24 protein-coding genes and 1 pseudogene are annotated in these 23,134 nt (G+C 37.5%); 9 read left to right on the forward strand and 16 right to left on the reverse strand.

Annotated features, from left to right (window positions below; genetic code table 11):
• Positions 1-350: 350 nt before the first annotated feature.
• From pdaA to NQ185_RS10575, 4 genes are all read right to left on the reverse strand, one after another.
• On the reverse strand, positions 351-1,148 hold the full coding sequence (gene pdaA / locus NQ185_RS10560; protein ID WP_257581705.1) for a delta-lactam-biosynthetic de-N-acetylase: 798 nt from the start codon (positions 1,146-1,148) through the stop codon (positions 351-353).
• Between the two features lie 145 nt (positions 1,149-1,293).
• Entirely contained in the window at positions 1,294-2,091 is a 798-nt protein-coding gene (locus NQ185_RS10565; RefSeq protein ID WP_257581706.1) for a YfkD famly protein, read from the reverse strand.
• Between the two features lie 63 nt (positions 2,092-2,154).
• Positions 2,155-3,210 (reverse strand): calcium/proton exchanger, encoded by a 1,056-nt coding sequence (gene cax, locus NQ185_RS10570; RefSeq protein WP_257581707.1) that lies wholly within the window; start codon positions 3,208-3,210, stop codon positions 2,155-2,157.
• 238 nt (positions 3,211-3,448) lie between these two features.
• Positions 3,449-4,300, reverse strand: a complete 852-nt coding sequence (locus NQ185_RS10575) for a YihY/virulence factor BrkB family protein (RefSeq protein ID WP_257581709.1) — start codon at positions 4,298-4,300, stop codon at positions 3,449-3,451.
• Positions 4,301-4,450: 150 nt separating this feature from the next.
• Here NQ185_RS10575 and NQ185_RS10580 point away from each other — a divergent pair, with 150 nt between their 5' ends.
• The gene (locus NQ185_RS10580; RefSeq protein WP_257581711.1) at positions 4,451-5,830 is read left to right on the forward strand and encodes an alanine/glycine:cation symporter family protein; all 1,380 of its coding nucleotides are present in this window, start codon (positions 4,451-4,453) and stop codon (positions 5,828-5,830) included.
• Positions 5,831-5,938: 108 nt separating this feature from the next.
• Entirely contained in the window at positions 5,939-6,166 is a 228-nt protein-coding gene (locus NQ185_RS10585) for a DUF1128 domain-containing protein (RefSeq protein WP_257581838.1), read from the forward strand.
• A 45-nt stretch (positions 6,167-6,211) separates the two neighbouring features.
• Here the strand turns inward: NQ185_RS10585 and NQ185_RS10590 are convergent, their stop codons facing one another.
• Together NQ185_RS10590 and NQ185_RS10595 are read right to left on the reverse strand one after the other, a co-directional pair.
• Positions 6,212-7,804, reverse strand: coding sequence for a GNAT family N-acetyltransferase (locus NQ185_RS10590; protein WP_257581712.1), 1,593 nt, complete (start codon positions 7,802-7,804; stop codon positions 6,212-6,214).
• Entirely contained in the window at positions 7,804-8,427 is a 624-nt protein-coding gene (locus NQ185_RS10595; RefSeq protein WP_257581714.1) for a glycerol-3-phosphate acyltransferase, read from the reverse strand. Before NQ185_RS10595 ends, NQ185_RS10590 begins: the two co-directional genes overlap by 1 nt.
• 131 nt (positions 8,428-8,558) lie before the next feature.
• Between NQ185_RS10595 and NQ185_RS10600 the strand changes: the two genes are divergently transcribed.
• Positions 8,559-9,014, forward strand: a complete 456-nt coding sequence (locus tag NQ185_RS10600; protein WP_257581715.1) for a flavodoxin — start codon at positions 8,559-8,561, stop codon at positions 9,012-9,014.
• A 132-nt stretch (positions 9,015-9,146) separates the two neighbouring features.
• Here the strand turns inward: NQ185_RS10600 and motB are convergent, their stop codons facing one another.
• From motB to NQ185_RS10625, 5 genes are all read right to left on the reverse strand, one after another.
• On the reverse strand, positions 9,147-9,959 hold the full coding sequence (gene motB / locus NQ185_RS10605; protein ID WP_257581716.1) for a flagellar motor protein MotB: 813 nt from the start codon (positions 9,957-9,959) through the stop codon (positions 9,147-9,149).
• Positions 9,946-10,746, reverse strand: a complete 801-nt coding sequence (motA, locus tag NQ185_RS10610) for a flagellar motor stator protein MotA (protein WP_257581718.1) — start codon at positions 10,744-10,746, stop codon at positions 9,946-9,948. Before motA ends, motB begins: the two co-directional genes overlap by 14 nt.
• A gap of 73 nt (positions 10,747-10,819) precedes the next feature.
• Complete coding sequence (locus tag NQ185_RS10615) at positions 10,820-11,194, reverse strand: DnaJ family domain-containing protein (RefSeq protein ID WP_257581719.1); 375 nt, start codon at positions 11,192-11,194, stop codon at positions 10,820-10,822.
• Positions 11,195-11,469: 275 nt separating this feature from the next.
• Positions 11,470-12,147, reverse strand: coding sequence for an amino acid ABC transporter permease (locus tag NQ185_RS10620; protein WP_257581720.1), 678 nt, complete (start codon positions 12,145-12,147; stop codon positions 11,470-11,472).
• Between the two features lie 15 nt (positions 12,148-12,162).
• A complete protein-coding gene (locus NQ185_RS10625; RefSeq protein ID WP_257581721.1) occupies positions 12,163-12,996 on the reverse strand; it encodes a transporter substrate-binding domain-containing protein in 834 nt (277 codons plus the stop codon).
• A 234-nt stretch (positions 12,997-13,230) separates the two neighbouring features.
• Between NQ185_RS10625 and NQ185_RS10630 the strand changes: the two genes are divergently transcribed.
• Positions 13,231-14,172, forward strand: a complete 942-nt coding sequence (locus tag NQ185_RS10630) for a metal ABC transporter solute-binding protein, Zn/Mn family (RefSeq protein WP_257581722.1) — start codon at positions 13,231-13,233, stop codon at positions 14,170-14,172.
• A 112-nt stretch (positions 14,173-14,284) separates the two neighbouring features.
• Positions 14,285-15,517, forward strand: a complete 1,233-nt coding sequence (locus NQ185_RS10635) for an aminopeptidase (protein ID WP_257581723.1) — start codon at positions 14,285-14,287, stop codon at positions 15,515-15,517.
• Between the two features lie 41 nt (positions 15,518-15,558).
• Here NQ185_RS10635 and NQ185_RS10640 read toward each other — a convergent pair whose 3' ends face one another.
• Positions 15,559-15,846, reverse strand: a complete 288-nt coding sequence (locus NQ185_RS10640; protein ID WP_257581724.1) for a hypothetical protein — start codon at positions 15,844-15,846, stop codon at positions 15,559-15,561.
• 200 nt (positions 15,847-16,046) lie between these two features.
• Here NQ185_RS10640 and NQ185_RS10645 point away from each other — a divergent pair, with 200 nt between their 5' ends.
• Positions 16,047-16,568 (forward strand): acyl-CoA thioesterase, encoded by a 522-nt coding sequence (locus tag NQ185_RS10645; RefSeq protein WP_257581725.1) that lies wholly within the window; start codon positions 16,047-16,049, stop codon positions 16,566-16,568.
• A gap of 249 nt (positions 16,569-16,817) precedes the next feature.
• Positions 16,818-17,825, forward strand: coding sequence for a rod-share determining protein MreBH (mreBH, locus tag NQ185_RS10650; RefSeq protein ID WP_257581726.1), 1,008 nt, complete (start codon positions 16,818-16,820; stop codon positions 17,823-17,825).
• Positions 17,826-18,876: 1,051 nt separating this feature from the next.
• On the opposite strand, the gene floT is transcribed toward mreBH, so the two are convergent.
• Positions 18,877-20,415: a flotillin lipid rafts scaffold protein FloT gene (floT, locus tag NQ185_RS10655; protein WP_257581727.1), complete on the reverse strand. Its 1,539-nt coding sequence runs from the start codon at positions 20,413-20,415 to the stop codon at positions 18,877-18,879.
• 12 nt (positions 20,416-20,427) lie between these two features.
• Positions 20,428-20,958 (reverse strand): NfeD family membrane protein, encoded by a 531-nt coding sequence (locus NQ185_RS10660; RefSeq protein WP_257581728.1) that lies wholly within the window; start codon positions 20,956-20,958, stop codon positions 20,428-20,430.
• 182 nt (positions 20,959-21,140) lie between these two features.
• On the opposite strand from NQ185_RS10660, the gene NQ185_RS10665 reads away from it, so the two are divergent.
• Positions 21,141-21,704, forward strand: a complete 564-nt coding sequence (locus NQ185_RS10665; protein ID WP_257581730.1) for a beta-class carbonic anhydrase — start codon at positions 21,141-21,143, stop codon at positions 21,702-21,704.
• A gap of 19 nt (positions 21,705-21,723) precedes the next feature.
• Here the strand turns inward: NQ185_RS10665 and ykzE are convergent, their stop codons facing one another.
• On the reverse strand, positions 21,724-21,876 hold the full coding sequence (gene ykzE, locus NQ185_RS10670; RefSeq protein WP_257581731.1) for a protein YkzE: 153 nt from the start codon (positions 21,874-21,876) through the stop codon (positions 21,724-21,726).
• Positions 21,869-22,036 carry a protein YkzP gene (ykzP, locus tag NQ185_RS10675; protein ID WP_257581732.1) on the reverse strand — a complete coding sequence of 56 codons (168 nt, stop codon included), beginning with the start codon at positions 22,034-22,036 and terminating at the stop codon, positions 21,869-21,871. The genes ykzE and ykzP overlap by 8 nt, the downstream gene beginning before the upstream one ends.
• A 155-nt stretch (positions 22,037-22,191) precedes the next feature.
• On the opposite strand from ykzP, the pseudogene NQ185_RS10680 reads away from it, so the two are divergent.
• Positions 22,192-23,031 (forward strand): annotated as a pseudogene (locus NQ185_RS10680) (ComEC/Rec2 family competence protein); the annotation flags it as partial.
• Between the last annotated feature and the right edge of the window lie 103 nt (positions 23,032-23,134).

Below are 23,134 nucleotides of genomic sequence, written 5' to 3' on the forward strand. Positions count from 1 at the left end.
ATTTCACATGCAAGGGCACGATGAAACGGTCATTGTGACCTTAAGGCTGATTATTTCGCATTCAAGGGCACGATGAAAAGGTCAATGTGACCTTGAGGCTAAATATTTCACATGCAAGGGCACGATGAAACGGTCATTGTGACCTTGAGCCTGATTATTTCACATTCAAGGGCACGATGAAACGGTCATTGTGACCTTGAGCCTGAATATTTCACATTCAAGGGCACGATGAAACGGTCATTGTGACCTTGAAGCTAATTATTCCCGTTCATGGTCACAATGAATCATTTTTTATTATGCCAACCTGGTCAAATCCGCAATGGCGCCTTCAACAAGATGGTCAAACCTCTTCATTGACCTATAATCGGATTTTTCACTTTTTCTTTCATCATATAGTCGTCTAGGCTTTTAAATACGTATCCACGTTTTTTCAAATCTTGAATGACTTTTTCGAGTGCGTCTGCATTATCTTTTGATACGGTGTGCAATAGCATGACTGCTCCAGGATGGACCTGTGCCATAATATTATCATAAGCATACTTCCACCCTTTTTGTTGATTAATTTGCCAGTCTTTAAAAGCTAATGACCATAAGACATGAACATAGCCGGCATCTTGCGCCACTTTCAAAGTACGTTCGCTTAATATTCCTCGCGGTGGCCGTAAATACTGCATATTGGCTTGCCCTGTAATTTTTTCGGTCGCCTCTTTCACTTTAGCAAGCTCCGCTCTAATTTTTTCATCGCTGATTTGTGTCATGTCAGGATGGCTCCATGAATGATTTCCGATAATATGTCCTTCGTCTGCCATCCGTTTCGCCAAGTCAGAGGCGCTGTCTAAGTAGTGACCTGTAACAAAAAACGCAGCAGGAACTTTTTCTTTTTTTAAAACATCGAGAATTTTAGCCGTGTAACCATTTTCGTAACCATTATCAAACGTTAAATATAATATTTTTTCATCGGAGCTGCCTTTATAAAAGGCTCCATATTTTTCAAGAAGGCTATCATATCGTGCACCAGCATCTGCTTGCTTTTCATTGGAACCTTTTTTAAATCCCCAGTGGATAGGCTGGTTGGAGATGGCATGAGTTGTTGCTGCATGAAAAACCATAAGAAACAGAATCGGAAAAATAAGTATCCCTTTTTTCATTTCGTTTCCGCCTTTCTCTCTTTTTCTATAGATTTTTCCATAGCATAAAAATCATGCCTGACAATAAAAGGGACAGGATCAAATGAATATACTCATTTGATCCTGTCCCTTTTGAACGTGTCCCTATGGGGACTGTCCCCCATCTTCAATTTGCAGTAAAAGAAAAAGATAGATGGTCTTGAATTGGGAGCCAAGCCCCGATTTTTTGGGAAGTTACGTTTTTGACAACTATTTTTCGTTTTGTCCCTCTTATGACTAAGTACACTTCCCCGTAAGTCACCTCTCCTTTTTCAATCAAGGCAGGGACATAGGCATGTAAATATCCAATTCGCTTTGGATGGACATTATATATTTGCGAATGTTTTGTACCAGCGCCAATTACTGTTTCTGTAGCAACAGGAAGATTTGTTTTCTCCATCGCTTTAATAAGAATCATCTTTTGAACATCTTCAGGATGGGGTACTCTACCTGTTAAACCACCCTTAATCCTCTTTTGCGCTTGCTGCACATAATTGATTTGGTGGTTTATTTTTCCGACTGTATTATCATAAACATTCGTATTGATTTTTTGATATTGCCAATTGGGAAGCGTTTCATGTGATTTGTAATTTAATGGCCACTCCCCCATGAAAATAGTCGCGCGTACTCCAATTGAAAGAGGCGACTTGTTAATAGAAGACTCATTTAAGATTCGAATCAAATTGGGGTTCTCGATTGCTTCGTTTGATGACTTAAACAATTCTTTCGTAAAAGTGCTTGGCTTCAAATAGATTAAGTCTTCCATTTCATTTGGAATCGTATTATCCTTTGCTATATTTACCACAGATGATGGCAGTTGAATGGACCCTTTTGATTGCCCTTTAGCTGATATAAAATCGGTAGGTCCTGTTACAATTAAAAGTAAAATGATCATTAACTGCAATCCATAGCGATAACGTTTCATAAAGGCAAACTCCTTTCATCATTTACCTTTATGTTTTTCCGAAAGCAATCTGTTTATCCAATATTAAAGCAAATAAAAACCTATTCCCATAATAAAATATGCTGCAAGTAAGGTTGCTCCCTCAAACCAGTTTGATTCCCCATCATTTACAATCACAATGGTTAATAGAACGGCAGTTACCATCGCCACTATTTCAGGTATAGTGAAAACGAGTGGCATTGAAACGGGAAAAAACAAGGATGCCAGCACAAGTATAGGAGCAACAAACATGGCAATTTGGAGAGTAGATCCAACTGCAATCTCCACAGCAACATCCATTTTATTTTTGAAAGCCATTAAAATTGCCGATGCGTGTTCTGCCGCATTTCCTACAATTGCTACAATGATTACACCAATAAATAACTCACTCCAACCAAATTTTGCTCCTACTTCATGAAACGTATGAACAAGTTTTTCAGACGTATAAGCTACCGCTAATGTGGCCAAGCCCAAAATAATAGTAGCTTTGCCTTTTCCCCATTCTGGTTCCTCGTGTTCTATATTTCCTTCAGATTCCCTCGTATTATAGACGCCTCTATGAGTGACTAGTTTGAAATATAAGGCAGCTATATAAAGAATCATCATAATAATGGATACACCGATACTCAGTGAAATTGTTTTTGTTTCGTCCATCCCTCTTGTAAACATTTCCGGAATAATAAATGCAACAATAACTGCAAACATAAGCAATCCCGAATTATGTCTTGCATCGAAAACATTAAAGTTCTGTCGTTTGAATTTCAAGCCACCTACAAAAAATGACAGCCCTGCTACAAGTAATAGGTTTCCAATGACGGAACCTGTTAATGAAGCAAGTACAATGCTGATAAGCCCTGCCTTTAAAGCAAAAATTGAAATAATTAACTCGACGGCATTTCCAAATGTGGCGTTCAATAATCCGCCAATCCGTGGACCAGCAACTATCGTCAAGCTTTCCGTCGCTCTACCCATGACACTAGCAAGGCCGATTATGGTTAGACAAGATATAATGAACATGAGAACACCTGGAAAATGTAATAATGATCCGATAACAATCAGGGGAAAGCCTATTACAATGATGATCATAAATATTTTATTCATTCACTCAAATCCTCTCCACATCTTGCCCACTATTATTGCCTACTTTAACAGGAATTTTGCATAAAAATCTTTTCTCAAACATTGTTGCTGTATTATACAGGTTTTAATAATTCGTTATTTTTATGAGGAAAGAGCTGCTAATTTTATTGGAAGCGCAACTTTCATAATAGGTATAAAAAACCGGCTTATTTGGCTTTTTCAAGAAAAACAATTTCAGCCTTGCGAAGATTTTTTATAATTAACACTCATTTTTTTTAGGCAATAGCGCATTAATTTCCCCGCCTACCATAATGATGATGGCAGTGATATAAAACCAAAGCATTAGTACAATGATTCCTCCAATGCTTCCATACGTGGAAGTGTAGTTTCCGAAATTAGAGACATAAAAAGAAAAACCTAATGAGACAATAATCCAACCGATACTTGAAAAAATAGCTCCTGGAACGGCTGTAATACATTTTATTTTTATGCTAGGGGCTAAATAGTAAATAGCTAAAAATACGATAAATAATATTACAGGGCTTAGTGCCCATCGGATAACACCCCAAATGTTTAAAAACACATCCGAATAACCAAAAGTAGAAAAAAGGAATATTCCTATTTGTTTACCAAAAACAGGAAGCAATAATGCAAGAATAAACACAAAAATCATTGCGAAGGTAAAAACAATTGCAAGTGATCTCGCAACTAGGAATGGGCGTTTTTCCTTTACTTCATATGCCCTATTCAAAGATTTCATTAATGCATTCATACCATTTGAGGCAGACCATAAAGTACCGATGATACCAACAGTCAAGAGTCCTCCGCTCCGATTTTGCATTACTTCATTTAGTGTTCTTTCTATCATTGCGATAGTTTCAGACGGGGCAATATCTTTGATTAAATTAAAAATATCATGTTGAGTTAAAGGGGTAAAAGGTAGTAGTGTGACGACAAAAAAAAGTAATGGAAATAAAGAAAGCAAAAAGAAGTAGGCCAGTTGAGCGGCCATTCCAGCGACATCATTATCCATTATTTTCCGAATCAAAACTTTCGTAAATTTTATTAGATGATTTTTTTCTTTTCTAATTTTCAATCTTGTCTTTCCCATCATAACACCTCAATATTTAGTCAGGCTTGATATATGTTTTACCTTTCTAATTAACAATAAAACATAATAAGTAAATAAAGCTTGACATACTAGTACACTTTTCAGAATAATTTAAGTTGAGAAAAGAGTTTAAGGGAGGGTAAGACTGTAATGGCAGATCATGGATCAATATCAGAAAAGATTTTGAAAGTGTTAGAAACAATTAGTGGCTATGTATGGGGAATACCGTTACTCGGCCTTATTGTCGGTACTGGAATCTATCTAACTGTTAGACTCGGATTTTTGCAATTAAGACTTCTCCCCTATTCATTGAAACTTGCATTCAGTTTTAAACAGGATAAAAAATCCGAAGGTGATATTTCTCATTTCCAAGCATTAATGACAGCACTTGCAGCAACAGTTGGTACTGGAAATATTGTAGGTGTAGCTACTGCAGTAGTGTTTGGTGGTCCTGGAGCAGTACTTTGGATGTGGCTGTCCGCCTTCTTTGGAATGGCAACCAAATATGCCGAAGCTATTTTAGCAGTAAAATATCGAGTTGTGGATGAAAAAGGTGAAATGTCGGGTGGACCGATGTATTATTTAGAACGCGGGTTGAAACAAAAATGGTTAGGAGTGTTATTTGCCGTTTTTGGGGCAATAGCTGCATTTGGTATCGGAAACCTTGTTCAATCTAATGCAGTATCAAATGTTGTTAACACAACTTTCCATGTACCGCCGGCCGTAACTGGTCTTGTATTAATGATTTTTGCTGGACTTGCCATTATTGGGGGAATAAAAAGTATTGGTAGGGTAACCTCCTTCTTTGTTCCGTTTATGGCAGTTTTTTATGTAATCGGTGGACTTATTGTTTTAGTGATGAATGTCCAATTAATTCCAGCTGCAGTCGGAATCATCTTTTCAGATGCATTTACTGGAAAAGCTGTTGCTGGTGGTGCGATTGGTGCGGTTATCCGCTACGGGGTTGCACGCGGAGTTTTTTCCAACGAGGCAGGTCTTGGTTCTGCTCCAATTGCTGCTGCAGCTGCCAAAACAGACATGCCTGGCCGCCAAGCCCTCGTTTCCATGACTCAAGTATTTATCGATACGATCATTATTTGTTCGATTACTGGAATTACCATTGTAATGGCGGGCTTATACAATGATCCAGCAATAAAACCAGGCGATTTGACTTCTGTTTCATTTGCACACTTCCTCGGAAACACCGGCTCTATCATTGTTGCTCTTGGACTATTGTTTTTTGCTTCTTCAACGATTATAGGCTGGTCATATTATGGTGAAAAATGTTTTTCCTATTTATTTAAAGCCAAAGTAGTCATCTATTATCGAATTGCTTTTGTACTTGTTGTTTTTATCGGAGCTGTTATCGAATTAAAAATTGTTTGGACGTTCTCTGATATTATGAACGGTTTAATGGCAATTCCAAACTTAATTGGTCTTCTCGGTCTCTCTGGTGTAGTCATTCATGAAACTAGAAGAGTAGTAAAAAAAATTAAAGAGGAAAAGGCGGAAATAAATAAAACTGCTTAGCCTTACATACCTTTCTTAAAATTATGAGGAAAGGTATTTTTTTTATTGACAATACACTAGCATCATGAAAGGATAAATGATATGGATGATAGAGAGGATGAGCTGCTAGTGGATTTGTCTAAGAACACACCTGAAAATATTGAATACATGGTTAATGAGATCGTAACTAAAATGAAGATGGTTAATATCGGAGCAATTAGATCAGAAAGCATGGATTCAGAAATGTATGAGGAACTTCATGAAATTTATGAAATGGTCATGAAAAAGGATCATTTTAGTCCTAGTGAAATGCAAGCATTGGCCGAGGAACTTGGTCGACTTCGAAAAGCTCAATAGACGAATGAACTGCACCCCATAATAGAGGTGCAGTTCGCATTTCTATCAAGTTATGGAAGGTTCTCTCTCCACAAGACAGAGCCCTTTAAGAATAGAAAGCATTTTTTTTATGTCTCTTTCCCCAACATCATTTATACAAGAAATTTGCATCCAGTTTCTTTCGTTTAAGTAAGAACTTTCATAGTGGAGATTAAATCCATTCAAATATAAATTATCCCCAAGTTGTTTAACAGAGATTTCTTTCGGAAGCAAAATGGTCATAATAGTATTGGCTGAATGATCTTTTTCCGATAACACCGTTAACCCTGCTTCCTCAACACCATTCCTTATTAGATGATAGCGCTGTTCTATTAATTCATATTCTACTTCAGGGAAATCATATCTTTTTAACGACTCGGCTAATGCTGTCATCAGATTGGAAGATTGAGAATAAGGTATGCCTCCAGTTGCAGAGTAAGCTCCAAGATCAAGATATCTTGGCAGATTTTTATTTGGTTTTACCTCTTCACTATGAAAAACAAACGAAAGGCCTGAATAACTCGCCAAAGCTTTTCCACTTACACCAGATGCGAAGAATACGCCTTCTAGATTTAGCGGAACTGCTCCCAATGAACTAATACAATCTAAAGAAAGCAGTACGTTATAGGACTGACAAATACTTTTCAGCATGTCGATATCATTCAATACACCTGTTGATGTTTCACAGTGAACTGCCCATAACCAGTTATATCCCCCATTCGATACAGCTTCTACGATACACTCTTTTTTAAAAGAGGTACCCCATGCAGTTTCGACAACATCGAAATCAAGATCCATCCGTTCAGCATGATTTACAAGCCTTTCTCCAAATTCTCCATTGACAAGAATTAACCCTTTTCCCGGCAATAATGATAATTGTCCCGCTACTACATCATTGGCCAAAGTCCCTGTTCCATGTAGAATTTGGACATATTTTGCATGAACAAGTGCTGTTAATTTCTTTTGGACAGCCTGAAGAAGTGTTTCAAAGCCTTTTGATCGATGTGAATATGGAGATGTCGACAGTGCATTTTTTACCGACTCGGAAATTGTCGCAGGCCCGGGCAAAAAGTTCACCTGTTCTTTTAAGATTCTACCAGCAATCCCTTCATCAAAAGTTGATTTTGTAAGATACATAGGCTGAAAGGCTGCTTTGTCGTCCCCCGTTAAATACGCAAATGGCTGGAACCCCATTTGTCCATACAGTTTTTGTTCACGAGTGGTTCCGGATATAAGTGCCGCATCATACCCCAACTTTAAGCAATAGCGGATTAACGCCTGCGCCAAACCCAAGAAAGCTCGCCCATTACGGTATACTGGGTCCACTGCCAAAAGTCTTATTTCACACGGATTTTCAACTGCAACAGGTAAATGTTGTTCTACTTCTCCAATTTTTCCGTCTAAAGAAAACGGTCGTTTACTGCGAACACAAATCATCCCTATGAGTTGATCATCTTTCATGCAAATAACATAAGTATTTTCCTCATGAAATTTATCTATTAATGTTCGTGTTTCATTTTCTTCATGTTGAGGAATTTCTTCCACAAATGTTTGATAATTTAACTTTAAAATTTGTTCAAATTCCGATCGTTTAGTAGCGATTTTATAAATAAAGCTCATCAGCTGATTTTCCTTTCACTGAAAATTTTATCTCTAATGTTTTGCCGATGTGCAAATATAACCATGGCAGAAAGTAAAATAGCAGAAAGAATAGGATATAGATCAAAATGAAAAAAATACATAATAGCTGGCAATAAAGCTACAGCAGCCATACCTGCTAATGTTAAACTTTTAATAATAAAATAAAATAATATAAAGACGCCTGCAAATGCAGAAAATAATAACGGATTAAATGCCAATAATCCACCTATAAAAGTCGACATACCTTTCCCACCTTTAAAGTGAAATAATATTGGAAAAATATGACCAAGAGTAACAGCTAATAAAATTAGTAACTGGGCCACAACACTAAATTCAAGCCACTTAGAAATCAATACTACTATAGCTCCTTTACCGGCGTCTCCAAAAAACGTCATGACAAAAGCTTTTTTGCCAAGTATACGTCCGGCATTCCGAGCCCCTACATTACCACTCCCTTCGCTTTGAATGTTTTTGTGATAAAAAAACTTTGCTAATACATAACCCGTTAACATATTTCCAATAACATAGGCAGCTATAAATAACAGAATCTCTCTCATCTTACTTCCTTTTCCCAATTGACCATTTTTTAATAATATTAACATAATTTGAAAGTTTTTGTGTCAAATTATATTAAGCTCCTTATATATCTTCTGTTCTTCACAGCATTGTGATAACTTTTACCGTACATTTTTGATAAAATAAAGTTGTTAGCATAATGAAAGAGTGAAATATGATGAAAAAAGTGATTTTAATATATACTAGCATGACTGGGAACACAGAAATATTGGTTGAAGAAGTTGTGAAAGGGATTAAACAAATAAATGTTGATGTAACTGTGAAGGAAGCCTTCGACTCACTTCCCACTGATCTACTGGACTATGATGGGTTTTTAATCGGAACTTATACATGGGAAGGTGGAGAGATCCCTGATGAATTTATGGATTTCTTCGAAGAATTAGATCATGTTAAGCTATTAGGAAAAAAAGCTGCCGTATTTGGTTCAGGCGATTCATACTATGGTTCTACCTTTGGTGCGGCAATAGGACTATTTTCTGAAAAAATAGAGGAATTAGGTGTAGAACTTCTTCTTCCTAACTTAGTGATTGATATGTTTCCAGAACAATCGGAACTAAATCAATGTCAGGAATATGGTCGGAAATTTGCAGATTTAATTCTCAGGGAGCAGTAAAACATACAAGAAGCGACGATTTTTTACAGAAAAAGGATATTTCCCAAGAAATAATGGTAAAATGATCATTCCGGTGCATCATAAATAGACGATGATAAAATTCAATAGATTTTATCATCGTCTATTTTTTTCCTAATCGTTCACGTTTTTCACTCGAGGTAAGATTAGAACCTCGACCCGTCGATTTTTTGCTCTTCCAGCTTCCGTTTTATTATCTCCGATTGGCTGGAATTCACCGTAACCTTTTGCACTAAACCACTTCGGATCAAGTTTTTCATCCTCTAGTAAAACCTTCATAAAATTAACGGCCCTCATGACACTTAGCTCCCAGTTAGATTGGAAGTGAGCATTCCCAATAGGTACATTATCTGTATGACCACTTATGATGATATTTCTCGGTGGTTCCATTTCAAGTAAAACGGCTAATTCTTTTGCTGTTTTTTTATCTGCTTCCCGAACTTCCGCTTTTCCAGATTGAAAAAGAACATTATCACGGATTGTCAGTAAAAGTCCTTCAGTCGTCAATGACGTATCAAATTTATTACTATAGTCATTTTTTTGAATATACGCATTGATTTTTGACTGTATCGCTTCAAGTTCCTTCTGCTCTTCTAAATCTAAAATCATTTCTTCTTCTTGAACAGGCTTATCCTGTTCTATTTCTTTTTCCATTTCTTCTTGTTTTTCCTCATCCAAAGGTTTTGGATTATCTTTACTATGATCGTCATTTTCAATAGGTTGCTGATAGTCAAGCGGCCCCGTTCCTCCAAGAAAAATCCCATTAAATACTTGTGATAGCGCCTGGAACCTTTGAGCGTCAACGGAACTAGTAGAAAATAGAACAATAAATAGAGCCAGAAGCAATGTCAGTAAATCAGCATAAGGAAGGAGCCAAGATTCATCAGTATGAGCTTCGTCTTTTTTCTCTCTCTTACGCCTGGACATTTTGTCTTTCACCACTTTCCTCAAATATTTCTTTTCGTTCTGAGGCAGGTAAGTAAGAAGCTAATTTTTGTTCAATCACTCGTGGTGCCTCTCCCTCTAAAATAGACAAAATTCCTTCGACCATCATTTCTTTTATGCGAACTTCCTCTTTTGACTTTTGCTTTAATTTATTTGCGAACGGGTGCCACCAAACGTAGCCAGTGAATATACCGAGCATCGTGGCAACAAATGCTGCCGAAATCGCCCTTCCTAATTCGTCGGTGTTATCCATATTACCAAGGGCAGCAATTAAACCGATAACGGCGCCAAGTACACCAAGCGTTGGCGCGTATGTTCCCGCTTGTGAAAATATGGATGCTCCAACAGCATGGCGATCTTCCATTGCATCGATTTCTTCATTCAATACTTCACGTATATAGTCTGCACTTTGGCCATCTACAGCAAGATTCAAGCCATTTTTCATAAATGGATCTTCAATATCATCAATAGTTGCTTCTAATGCAAGTAGTCCTTCTTTTCTAGCTAATTGAGCCAAGTCAGAGAACTCCACAATTAAATCTTTAGCCTTTAGATTTTTCTTTTCTTTAAAAATAATCCCGAATAACTTCGGTACTTTTTTTATTTCTGATGTCGGAAAAGCGGTAATCACACTTGCCATCGTCCCGACAATGATAATTAATATAGCTGCAGGATTAATAAGCGCAAAAAGACTTACACCTTTTAAAACCATTCCTACCCCTATAGCTACTATTCCAAGAATTAATCCAATAAGTGATGTTTTATCCATCTGCTTCACCCTAAACTAAATATGTCTTATTCTATATATCGACAGATAGGAACAATTTTCAATCACTTTTCGATTAGAAAAACTTTTTTTCAATTTTGCTTTCATACTGCTTGAAGACAGAAGAGTTTGTTTTGATTCTTTTTTTCGAAAGCAAACTATTATATTGTAAGATCTTTGCATTGAGTTCTTTTTTTAGCCCGTTTTTCTCAATTTCATCTTCTGACTTTCGAATCAAATCCTCTATCGTCATAATTTCCTTTTTTACATCCATTTCATCAGGTGAGTAGCCAGCGTTCTTCATGATCCTATAGGCCATTTTCAATTCATCGGGAATCCCCTCCAATGTATCTTTTGGAAGTGGTTTTCCCGCCCCTGGAAGATTATCAAACTCACCTTCTTCGTAAGCCTTGCGGATTCGTTCTTCTGAAAGTCCACCAAATTTATCCATCATGACGCCTCCTTTATCAATATCTTCATTATACCTTTTTGAGAAATTGCAATTACCAGCTAAAAATGACAAAGAAGTTACGATAAGACGTTACGATGTTGCTGCAATTTGCTGTGGAAATGATGTTACTGGTGATGGCCATTGCTTACTGGCCTTGATCTTGATTTTACTGGCAGTTATCTGGGATTATTAGCTGTCATCTCGGCTTTACTGGCCGTCATCACTTTTCAGCTTGAAATTTCGCAAAAAAAAAGAGAAGCATCCCCAGCTTCTCTTCACTCACTATATCGATAACGCTTTTCAAGATATGATTGTCCAAGTTCGACAATCGAACAAATTCCCCAATATATTAAGGCTACAAGTATATACATCGTCATATAATCAAATTCCCGACCGCCTACAATTTTTGCACGATTGAAAAGATCGGGAACCGTAATCATTGCTGCTAATGAAGATGCTTTAATCAAATCCAATAATACATTAGACAATGGCGGCACGGCTATTTTTGTGGCCTGTGGTAAAATGATTAGTTTCATTGTTTGCCAATAAGACAAGCCTAAAGCAGTGGAAGCTTCCCATTGACCTTTATTCACCGAAGTTAGTGCAGAGCGGTTTATCTCAGCCATATATGCGGCAGAGTGCAAACTAAACCCAATCAACGCACATGTGATGGCGCTAAATTCAATTCCTACCATTGGCAGCCCGAAATACAATAAAAATAAAAATACGAGCATCGGTGTTCCTCTCATGAAGGAAATATAAACTTGTGCTGGCCATTTTAATACCACATGCTTCGACATTCTGCCTAGGGCTAAAAAGAAACCAATCAGTAACCCGACAGCCATTCCAACAAACGAAATAAGTATCGTGTACCAAATACCTTGTAATACGTAAGGAAAGGATTTTATGGCAAGCTGAAGGTCAAAAATATATTGCCATTGAATATTGCTCATTCTTCAACCTCCCACTTACTGGAAATCAAGATCCTGTTTTACGGAAACGTCCGCTCCATTGAAAAATGTTTTTGATAGTTCGGTAATTGTTCCATCTTCATTCATTTCTTTTAATACTTCATTAATTTTTCCTAAAAGTTCATTATTATCTTTTTTCACAACTATCGCCATTTCACTAGGGCTATAGCGAATATCGGGATGAATCGTAATATTTAAATCCGGAAATGCCGCAAGAGCTAAAGTTTGTAAATAATAATCATTTAAAATGACATCTGTTCTTCCAACTGCAACATCACGTAAATATACTTCGTTCGTTGCATTCTCATAAATTACTTCTTCGGCACCATATTCACGCGAAATATCCATATAGATAGAAGTAGCTGCTCCAGCAGATTTTTTCCCTTTTAAATCTTCCAACGATTTGATTCCGGAAAGATCATCTTTACGGACGATCGCTGTCCCATACGAATATTTATATGGATCCGAAAAAGTCACTTTCTTTTTTCTTTCGTCCGTTATTTCAATATCATTCGCGGCAAGATCAATTACGCCGCTATTAATAGATGTTAGAAGTCCATCAAATCCCATTTCTTTAAATTCAATTTCTACATCCAATCTTTTTGCAAGTTCCTTTAAAATCTCTACTTCAAAACCAGTAAGTTCATCGGAGTCTTGTTCATGATAAGATGTAGGATAAAGTGTCCCGGAGGTACCTACAACGATTTTTCCTCTTTCCTTAATGGCCTTCCAAGAATTTTTATTTGAATTTTCTCCTGAGGAGCAAGCTGTTACGAAGAATATTGATGTAATTACTGTGAGTAAAAATAAGAAGCTTTTATTTTTTAACATTTCCATCCCCCTAATTCCTAGTATTCCTACCAATATTATTCAATCTTATAAAATATACACGGGTGACTTATATTTTGCAAATTTTTATTTCTTGAGTCAAGTTTCACTCATTTCCAATTAATATCTTGCAATCTATTTATTTTTATTATATGATACAAATCGTAATCATTCCGATTTAATACCTTATACAATCCAACATTCTAAGAGTTTTCTTTACAGAAAGGAATTTATTATATGAAAAAAAATTCAATAATCCTCGCAATCTTGTTACTTACTGCCACATTTATAAGTGGATGTAACACGATATCACCACAAAAACAAAAGCAATCAGCCAACAAAACATTAACAATATTTACAACTATTTATCCAATTGAGGATTTTACAAAGAAAATTGGTGGAAACCATGTTGAAGTGAAAAGCGTATATCCTGCTGGCGCTGATGCACATACATTTGAACCGACTATGAGAGCGATGATGGATATAGCGGATGCAGATTTATTTATTTATAATGGTGCCGGACTTGAACCTTTCATCGATAAAACAAAAAAGTCCATAACGAAAGAAAACGTAACAATCGTTGAGGCCTCAAAAGGCATTGAATTATTAAGCAGACATGATGATGACGATCACGATAGCGATCATCACCATCACGATAAGGATCCACATATTTGGTTAGATCCTATCAATTCAATAGAAATGGCCGAAAATATTAAGGATGCTCTCACTGAAGAAATGCCCTCAGCAAAAGATGACTTTGAAAAGAATTTCCAAGATGTAAAAGAGAAACTAGAACAATTAGATCAAGAATTGCAAAAAACAGTTGAATCGGCTGATCATAAAGAAATCCTTGTTTCACATGCTTCATATGGATATTGGGAACACCGTTATGGGTTGGAACAAATTAGCATATCCGGTTTAAGTCCAGAAAACGAGCCGTCTCAAAAACAGCTCCAAGCTATTATTGAAACAGCTAAGGAACATCAAATATCTTATATTATTTATGATCAAAACCCAGTAACTAAAGTGGCTGATGTCGTTAAAAAAGAAACCGGAACAACACCTGTCACCTTGCACAACTTGGAATATATTACAGAAAACGACTTAAAGAATAATGATGATTATTTTAGTATAATGAATAAAAATATTGAAACGTTAAAAACTGTTCTAGGTAAATAATCCAAAGCCAACTAAGGCTTTGGTTTTTTTGTGCATGAATGAATTGGCTTTCCTTCCATTGCTTGGTAAAATGAAAAAGAAGGTTTTGACCATAACCAAAAGGAGAATTGCCATGACCAATTTTCAGGAAACACTTGAAAAGTACGCAGAACTAGCTGTAAAAGTGGGAGTAAATGTGCAAAAAGGACAAACTCTTGCAGTTAATGCAGCGATCGATAATGCAGAATTTATTCGCTTAGTTGTAAAAAAAGCGTATGAAGCAGGGGCCAAAAACGTCGTTGTGAATTGGAATGATGATGTCGTTTCTAGACTCAAATATGACCTTGCACCAGATGAAGCGTTCACAGAATATCCGATTTGGCGTGCCCGTGAGGTGGAAGAACTAGCTGAAGCTGGCGCTGCCTTTATGTCAGTTGTTTCTTCCGGTCCGGATCTTATGAAAGGAGTCGATCCTTCGCGAATCGCTAATTTCCAAAAGGCGGCTGGCAAGGCAATGGAAAAATATCGTCAGTACATACAATCAGATAAAGTAAGCTGGACCGTCATTGCTGCACCATCTAAAGATTGGGCTGCAAAGGTTTTCCCTGATGCAGCTCCTGAAGATCAAGTTGCGAAACTATGGGATGCTATTTTTACAGCTACCCGCGCCAATTTAGATAACCCTGTTGAAGTATGGAAACAGCATGATGAAACACTTCATGAAAAGGTTGACTACTTAAATAATAAGCGTTATAAAAAGCTCCATTATACAGCGCCAGGTACAGATTTAACCATTGAATTACCTGAAGGTCATCTATGGGCTGGAGCTGGTAGTATAAATGAAAAAGGTCATGAATTTATGGCGAATATGCCAACTGAAGAAGTATTTACGGTTCCCCATAAAGATGGCGTAAATGGTTATGTTTCAAGTACAAAACCATTAAGCTATGCAGGTAACATCATTGATGAATTTACCATTACATTTGAAAATGGTCGGATTGTCGATGTAAAAGCTAAAGAAGGCGAAGAAATTTTAAAGCAGCTCGTTGAGACAGACGAAGGCTCCCACTATCTTGGAGAAGTAGCACTCGTCCCATTTAACTCACCAATTTCCCAATCAAATGTGTTATTTTATAATACATTATTCGACGAAAATGCTTCGAACCACCTTGCGATCGGAAGCGCCTATGCATTTTGCCTAGAAGGCGGCAAGAAAATGTCCCAAGAAGAACTTGCGGAAAAAGGCTTAAACTCAAGTATCACACATGTCGATTTTATGATTGGATCGGCAGAAATGGACATCGATGGAATTACGGATGAAGGCGCAGCTGAACCAATTTTCCGAAATGGTGATTGGGCATTTTAAGCACTAAAAAACAAAAAGAGTCCAGCAGGACTCTTTTTAATTTAATATTGAATATCTGTTTCCCATCCATTATTTATAAATTCCTTATAAGCAATTCGATTCGCTTCAATACCCGCAGCGGTTAAATCATTGAATGTGTCCGATTCCCCTGCCATCTCTTCAAGTAGTTCAGCGTAATATTCTTTTCTTTCCCCATCAGTTTGTTCATAACCACTCGCCGTTTCAATAATGGCATCGAATTTTCCTTTTACGACAAGAGTGTTATTCCAGCGTTTAAAAAGAATGGATCCATCAGGATTACATCTAATCCTTCTCATTCCTTTATCCATAATGTAATCACTCCTCCTCAAGAATGGTTATTTGTTGCAGTACAAACTAGGGTAGTTATAATATTGAGGAACAAAATATACTTTTTAACGTTTTTTAATATACCCTAATTTTTTCCTAATAAACCTTTCTCCAACAATATGCTATTGAAATTCTGATCAGTGGTATACTAATGGTAATCTATCGTCAAGAGGTGAATTAGATGGAGCAAGCAGATAAGAAATTGATGAAAGATACAGTAACGATTAAGACAAGTCATGTTTTTCCTCCAGATGCTAATCATCTTGGGACATTGTTTGGGGGGAAATTAATGGCTTATATCGATGATGTTGCTTCGATTTCCGCCATAAAATTCGCTCGCAATTTAGTCGTTACAGCGTCAACGGATTCCGTTGATTTTATAAAACCAATTCGAATTGGTGATGCAGTTACCTTAAAAGCGATGGTTACATGGACAGGAAGAAGTTCAATGGAAGTCTTTGTAAAAGTCACCTCTGAACACTTATTAACTGGAGAAAAATCAATTGCGGCTTTATCTTTTTTAACGTTTGTTGCTTTGGATGATAATGGTAAACCAACTTCAGTTCCACAAGTTATCCCGGAAACAGAGGAAGAACGATGGCTGAATGAAACAGCAGAATTAAGGGCTGCTCATCGAAAAGTACGTAAACAAGAGAGTAAGGATTTGGCAGCATTCTTCTCAAATAAATTAAATAATGAATAAACAGCCTAGGGTTTGGGCTGTTTTTTGTTGCGATGATTACCTTCTTTACAGGAACGTTAAGTTTCTATAACAGCGACTAACCCTCTCTTTTTCTCTTTCTATATATATCAATAGTTTTTGAGCTTTCTTTTGTAACATTTCCGCCTTTTCCATTTTCTGTTACAAGCAATCTATAAAAAAATTGTCTATACTTATGGAAAACTGTACATATTTGTATGCTTTTAAAAAAGTAAAGGTATGGTGATAACCATGTTTTCTAATTCAGAAATTGGAATCGACTTAGGTACTGCAAACGTACTTGTTTATACGAAAAACAAAGGCATTATTTTAAACGAACCATCCGTTGTAGCGGTGAATACTGATACAAAACAAGTTCTAGCTGTTGGTTCAGAGGCAAAAAGCATGATAGGAAAAACCCCCGGAAATATTGTAGCAGTAAGGCCATTACGCGATGGTGTTATTGCTGATTTTGATATTACAAGCCGGCTCTTAAAAGAAGTAATGAAAAAAGCAGGAAAAAATATTGGGTTTGCGCTAAGGAAGCCGGATGTAGTAGTTTGTACACCTTCAGGAGCGACTTCTGTTGAAAGAAGGGCCATTCACGATGCAGTAAAAACATGTGGAGCGAAACATGTTCATCTTATTGAAGAACCCGTTGCAGCTGCAATTGGTGCAGACCTTCCTGTAGAAGAGCCTGTTGCAAACGTGATTGTGGATATTGGGGGCGGGACTACGGAAGTTGCCATTATTTCTTACGGTGGTGTTGTCACGTGCAATACCGTTCGAATCGGTGGAGATTTGTTTGATGAAAATATTATCCAACATGTTCGAAAAAATTATAATTTATTAATTGGAGAATCTACAGCTGAACAAATAAAAATAGAAATAGGCTATGCATTAATCAACCATCCCGAGCGGACTATGGATGTAAGAGGTAGGGATCTTGTCACTGGTTTGCCGAAAACCGTCACCCTCAGTTCTTTCGAAATCCAGAATGCTTTAAGAGAATCATTGCTTCATATTTTAGAAGCAATTCGTGCTACTTTAGAAAATTCACCTGCCGAACTTAGTGGTGATATTGTTGATCGCGGCGTCGTTCTGACGGGTGGAGGCTCTCTCTTGAATGGCCTACAAGATTGGTTAAGCGACGAAATTATCGTCCCCGTCCATATTGCACCAAACCCTTTGGAATCGGTCGCGATTGGAACAGGACGTTCTCTAAGATTTATTAATAAATTACAGAAAGCTACTAAATAATATGATATGGTAAAAAACCCCTGGGTCGATACTTCGATCCAGAGGCTATATTTTGGCACTATGGATTCATCTTGATTTAAGAGCAGTGGGGACGGAAACCTGGATATCATTGCTTTACCGGTGCGATTCAAGTCCGATCAACTCGGTAACTTGCTATTCAATGCTTTACCGGTGCGATCCAAGCGCAATCAACACGGTAACTTGCTATTCATTGCTTTTTCGGTGCGATTCAGGTCCAATCAACACGGTAACTTGCTGTTCATTGCTTTACCGGTGCGATCCAAGCGCAATCAACACGGTAACTTGCTATTCATTGATTTATCGGTGCGATTCAGGCGCAATCAACACGGTAACGTACAGTTCATTGCTTTATCGGTGCGATTCAAGCGCTATCAACACGGTAACGTACAGTTCATTGCTTTACCGGTGCGATTCAACCGCAATCAACACGGTAACGTACAGTTCATTGCTTTACCGGTGCGATCCAAGCGCAATCAACACGGTAACTTGCTATTCATTGCTTTATCGGTGCGATTTTTAGGCGCAATCATCACGGTAACTTGCTATTCATTGCTTTTTCGGTGCGATTCAGGTCCAATCAACACGGTAACGTACAGTTCATTGCTTTACCGGTGCGATTCAAGCGCTATCAACACGGTAACGTACAGTTCATTGCTTTACCGGTGCGATCCAAGCGCAATCAACACGGTAACTTGCTATTCATTGCTTTACTGTGCGATTCAGGCGCAATCAACACGGTAACGTACAGTTCATTGCTTTATCGGTGCGATTCAAGCGCTATCAACACGGTAACGTACAGTTCATTGCTTTACCGGTGCGATTTAGGCGCAATCAACACGGTAACTTGCTATTCATTGCTTTATCGGTGCGATTCAGGTCCAATCAACACGGTAACGTACAGTTCATTGCTTTACCGGTGCGATTCAAGCGTAATTAGGATTAAAATCAATATCCAATCCTACAAATAACAAAAAAATTGTCCCGATTAAAATTAATCGGGACAGTATTTTTATATTGTTATAGCTACTCCTTAAACAGGTTCGCTTTCCTTCTCTACTTCCTTTTTACCTTCACGCATTTCGTATGCTAATGCATCAATGCTTCCACGAACATTATGTTTGCCGGATAAGTTTTCAAGCAATTCTCTTACATCAATTCCGGAAGATGCTTTCAGTGATTCTTGCATCGTCGCCATTAAATTCGTGGCATACCCAGTCACTTTATTTGCGCCGCCTTCACCATTGCTGCCAGTATCCACAACCGTGATACTATCAATATTGCCAAGTGGAGCCGCAACTTGCTTCGCGTATTCAGGAAGCATTTTTAAAACCATATCGAGAACAGCTGCTTGACCGAACTTTTCGAAGGCTTCCGCTACCTTTTGCTTCGCTTCTGCTTCCGCAAGACCTTTTAAGCGAATAACTTCTGCTTCAGATACCCCTTGTGCGCGCTGTGCTTCTGCTTTTGCGACCCCATCAAGACGTACTCGCTCTGCATCTGCTTTAGCCGTTGCTTCCACGCGATACTGGTGGGCATCTGCCTCAGCCATTTGTTTCATTTTTTCAGCATTAGCTGCCTGTTCAACAGAGTAACGATCCGCATCTGCTTTTTTCTTTACTTCTGCATCGTATTGTAACTCACGGCGCTTTATTTCTCTTTCTTCAAGCTCAATTTGCTTTTGACGTTCAATGATTTTAATCTGCATTTCGTGTTCCGTAACTTCCTGTTTAGCACGTGCAGTTTCAAGATCATACGCTTGGTCAGCGCTCGCACGGGCAATATCTTGCTCTCGGCGATATTCTGCCATTTTCAATTGATTTACTTTTTCAGCTTCTGCGATTTCTGTTGCACGCTCTAGCTCAGCTTTTTTAGCATCCTTTGCAGCTTCCGCACGCTTGATACGAGTCTCCTTATCTGCTTCAGCTGTGGCAATATCCGCATCACGTTTTACTTGCGCTATACGCGGTTTACCTAGAGAGTCCAGATAACCGTTTTTGTCTCGAACTTCTTTAATTGTAAACGACACAATCACCAAGCCCATTTTTGCAAGATCCTGTGACGCAACTCTTTGAACCTCTTGAGAAAACTTATCACGGTTTTTATAAATTTCTTCGACCGTCATAGAACCTAGGATAGAACGCAAATGTCCTTCCAATACTTCCTTCGCCTCATTTTCGCGATCTTCCTTCGTTTTACCAAGGAATTGCTCTGCAGCAGTTGCAATCTCGCCGATTGATCCGCCAATTTTAATGATTGCCGTTCCGTCAGCCATGACTGGAACGCCTTGTTCAGTATAAACTTCGGGTGTTGTGACTTCTAGCTTGCTAGATAATAAGCTAAGTGGCTGTGCTTGTTGGAAAACAGGCAATACAAACGTACCACCGCCACGGATGATTTTTATTTTATTTCCTGCTTCATCAACGTGAACATTTTTCCCACCCAAATAACTACCAGTAACAATCAATGCTTCGTCTGGCCCTGCAGTTCTATATTTTGTTACAAATACCCCAAGTAAAGCGATAAGAATAAAAACAGCAATACCTATTACAATCATTATTTCAGTTTGCATACATTTTCCCCCTTATTTAAAATTTTGTTTATATGGTACTACATATAAAACTCCATTTTTCACTTCAATGACAAGTACCTCAGATCCTTCCGAAATAGGGGTATCTTCAAAACTTGCCGCGGGTTTTGATATCATCCCGCTATAACTTTCGATTACGACTTCACCAAACCCCTGCTGAGGTATGGAGATAATCGCCTTTCCCACTCGCCCTTCAAGTGATTTCTCTGTATAGCTTAGCGATTGTTCCGCGGATTTCATCGGAACGAGCACAAATACGTTCAAAAGAATATCAAGTAGAACAGACACAATAGCTGCGATAGCGATAATGAGAATGCTATTAAGTTCAGTTGCTTTTTCTAAAATAAATCCCCCTGCAGAAAAAAAAGTTATAAAGGCCAATATAAGTACAGGGTTTAAAAAGTCAGTTGCTTCCCCCAGTCCTTCCAGAACATCTCCAAAGAATAAATACAAAATGGTCAAACTCCCGGAAACAATGAGTAAAATAAGATAAATTGTCTCAATCGGCATACCAAACAATGTCATCGCCATCATCCTTTACATTGTTTTATTTATTCCAACAATGCGAGTAAGCTGTCACCTGCCTCCCTACATCATCTAATACGATTTTCATGAACGTAAAGTTTCATGATTTCTGAAACTTTTCAGAAGTTATTACTTTTTTGTTTTAATATATTTAGGTAAAATATAAAAAAGGAGCTGAGAAAATGACATTATTATCAGAAATTCTTGATTATAATAAAACATTTATCGACGAAAAACTATACGAGGCGTATACGACTACTAAATTCCCCGATAAAAAACTCGTAATTTTAACGTGTATGGACACACGTCTTATTGAGCTTTTACATAAAGCAATGAATATGAAAAATGGCGATGTAAAAGTAGTTAAAAACGCAGGAGCGATTCTAACACATCCATTCGGAAGTATTATGAGGAGCTTGCTTATAGCGGTTTATGAATTGCAGGCTGATGAAGTGTATGTGATTGGCCATCATGACTGTGGAATGAGTTTGCTAGATGGTGAACAAATGTTGGATAAAATGACGAAACGCGGAATACCAAACGAAACATTGGACATTATTAAGAATTCGGGAATCGACCTAAATCAATGGCTACAAGGCTTTGACAGTGTCGAGGAAAGTGTTGCTCATAGTGTAGAAATGATCCGCAATCACCCGCTCATGGCTGACGAGGTACCCGTGCATGGGCTAGTTATAAATCCTGAGACTGGTAAGCTAGATCTTGTCATTGATGGATATAAGCGTTAAATTATTAAAGGTGGAGCCCTCATTCGGCTTCACCTTTTTGGTTTTCATGTTCCTTTTTCTTATGCTTATTATCTTTGCTTCCCGCTTGAAGTTCATAAAATTTAACTGCATTTATATCCCCTAACTCCATACCAAATTCTTCATTATTATTTTTTTGTTGTTTTTTATTCATTTCCTTTTCCTTTTCTGCCAATTTTCGAGTTGCGATTGGCGCCTTTCATCGGATCTTCACCAGCAGCGAATTCAGCAGAATAATCCGATTCCTCAATGTTTTTCTTTGGAGTTTTAGCATATTTTTCAACAGCATTTCTTGCCGCTTTGCGCTTCACCATCATTCATCACTCCCCATTATTGTTAAATCAGCAATAGTTTCTTCTCAATTTACGATTTTATCCATATTAAAATTGAACATTTAACCACTTTTTCATTTCAAAAAAGGAAAATCAATTTATAATAGAACAAGCGAAAAGTTTAGGGAGGAAAAACATTGAAACGTAGAATTGGGATATTAGGAGTAGTAGCGGCATTATTTATTTCTTTGTTTTTTGTTCAAAATATGGCAGTTGCTGCTTCAAAGGATTTAGTCGTTCATTTCATTGATGTTGGACAGGGTGATTCAATATTTATTAAAACACCCCAAGGAGAAAACATTCTCATTGATGCTGGAAACCGCGCAAAAGGCCACGATGTTGTTGCCTATTTAAAAAAGCAAAAAGTTAAGACCATTAATGTCTTGATCGCTACTCATCCTGATGCAGATCATATTGGCGGCTTGGATGAAGTCATAAATGCCTTTAAAGTCAATCATATATACGCTCCAAAAGTTTCTCATACAACACAAGCGTATAAAGATTTCTTATATGCCGTTAAGAAAAAGAAGTACAAAATAAAAACGGCAGCTTCTGGTGTAAAATTACCTTTAAAAGATAAAGCTGTGACAGCATCCTTTCTCGCTCCAGTGAAAAGTTACGCGAAAAGTGATTTAAATAATTGGAGTGCTGTTCTACACCTGAAATACAATAAAAATACATTCTTATTTACAGGAGATATCGAATCAAAAGGCGAAAAAGATTTGATTTCCAAGAAACGATTATCTAAAGTAGATGTATTGAAAGTAAGTCATCACGGTGCAAAGCAAGCTACGACAAGTGAATTTTTAAAAATCGTAAAACCTAAATATGCTGTGATTAGTGTTGGAAAGGGAAATAGATATAAACACCCTACTTCTGAAACTTTAAAAAGGCTTGCGGCTGTAAAAGCAAAAATTTATCGTACGGATTTATCAGGTACCATTACAGCCACATCGAATGGAAATACTATAAAAATCAATGCTAAACCAAGCCAAGTAAAAGCGCCTGAAACAAATCCAAGCTACAAATTATCGGCAAATCTAGATAATAAAACACCGAAACAATATTCTACAATCAATT

It is taken from the genome of Lederbergia panacisoli, from assembly GCF_024626525.1.
GTDB classification, from domain to species: Bacteria; Bacillota; Bacilli; order Bacillales; family Bacillaceae_C; genus Lederbergia; species Lederbergia panacisoli.

Coding starts and splice junctions, on each gene's coding strand:
- NQ185_RS10660 (WP_257581728.1), bottom strand. CDS start 20,958: ATGACATTGTTTGGTATGCCGATTGAGACAATTTATCTTATTTTACTC.
- NQ185_RS10620 (WP_257581720.1), bottom strand. CDS start 12,147: ATGAGCAATATTCAATGGCAATATATTTTTGACCTTCAGCTTGCCATA.
- ykzE (WP_257581731.1), bottom strand. CDS start 21,876: ATGAATAAAAAACAACAAAAAAATAATAATGAAGAATTTGGTATGGAG.
- NQ185_RS10615 (WP_257581719.1), bottom strand. CDS start 11,194: ATGGATAAATTTGGTGGACTTTCAGAAGAACGAATCCGCAAGGCTTAC.
- NQ185_RS10635 (WP_257581723.1), top strand. CDS start 14,285: ATGACCAATTTTCAGGAAACACTTGAAAAGTACGCAGAACTAGCTGTA.
- NQ185_RS10645 (WP_257581725.1), top strand. CDS start 16,047: ATGGAGCAAGCAGATAAGAAATTGATGAAAGATACAGTAACGATTAAG.
- NQ185_RS10590 (WP_257581712.1), bottom strand. CDS start 7,804: ATGAGCTTTATTTATAAAATCGCTACTAAACGATCGGAATTTGAACAA.
- NQ185_RS10565 (WP_257581706.1), bottom strand. CDS start 2,091: ATGAAACGTTATCGCTATGGATTGCAGTTAATGATCATTTTACTTTTA.
- floT (WP_257581727.1), bottom strand. CDS start 20,415: ATGCAAACTGAAATAATGATTGTAATAGGTATTGCTGTTTTTATTCTT.
- NQ185_RS10575 (WP_257581709.1), bottom strand. CDS start 4,300: ATGGGAAAGACAAGATTGAAAATTAGAAAAGAAAAAAATCATCTAATA.
- NQ185_RS10580 (WP_257581711.1), top strand. CDS start 4,451: ATGGCAGATCATGGATCAATATCAGAAAAGATTTTGAAAGTGTTAGAA.
- NQ185_RS10600 (WP_257581715.1), top strand. CDS start 8,559: ATGAAAAAAGTGATTTTAATATATACTAGCATGACTGGGAACACAGAA.
- NQ185_RS10640 (WP_257581724.1), bottom strand. CDS start 15,846: ATGGATAAAGGAATGAGAAGGATTAGATGTAATCCTGATGGATCCATT.
- NQ185_RS10665 (WP_257581730.1), top strand. CDS start 21,141: ATGACATTATTATCAGAAATTCTTGATTATAATAAAACATTTATCGAC.
- motA (WP_257581718.1), bottom strand. CDS start 10,746: ATGGATAAAACATCACTTATTGGATTAATTCTTGGAATAGTAGCTATA.
- NQ185_RS10630 (WP_257581722.1), top strand. CDS start 13,231: ATGAAAAAAAATTCAATAATCCTCGCAATCTTGTTACTTACTGCCACA.
- NQ185_RS10625 (WP_257581721.1), bottom strand. CDS start 12,996: ATGTTAAAAAATAAAAGCTTCTTATTTTTACTCACAGTAATTACATCA.
- motB (WP_257581716.1), bottom strand. CDS start 9,959: ATGTCCAGGCGTAAGAGAGAGAAAAAAGACGAAGCTCATACTGATGAA.
- NQ185_RS10595 (WP_257581714.1), bottom strand. CDS start 8,427: ATGTTAATATTATTAAAAAATGGTCAATTGGGAAAAGGAAGTAAGATG.
- mreBH (WP_257581726.1), top strand. CDS start 16,818: ATGTTTTCTAATTCAGAAATTGGAATCGACTTAGGTACTGCAAACGTA.
- cax (WP_257581707.1), bottom strand. CDS start 3,210: ATGAATAAAATATTTATGATCATCATTGTAATAGGCTTTCCCCTGATT.
- ykzP (WP_257581732.1), bottom strand. CDS start 22,036: ATGGTGAAGCGCAAAGCGGCAAGAAATGCTGTTGAAAAATATGCTAAA.
- pdaA (WP_257581705.1), bottom strand. CDS start 1,148: ATGAAAAAAGGGATACTTATTTTTCCGATTCTGTTTCTTATGGTTTTT.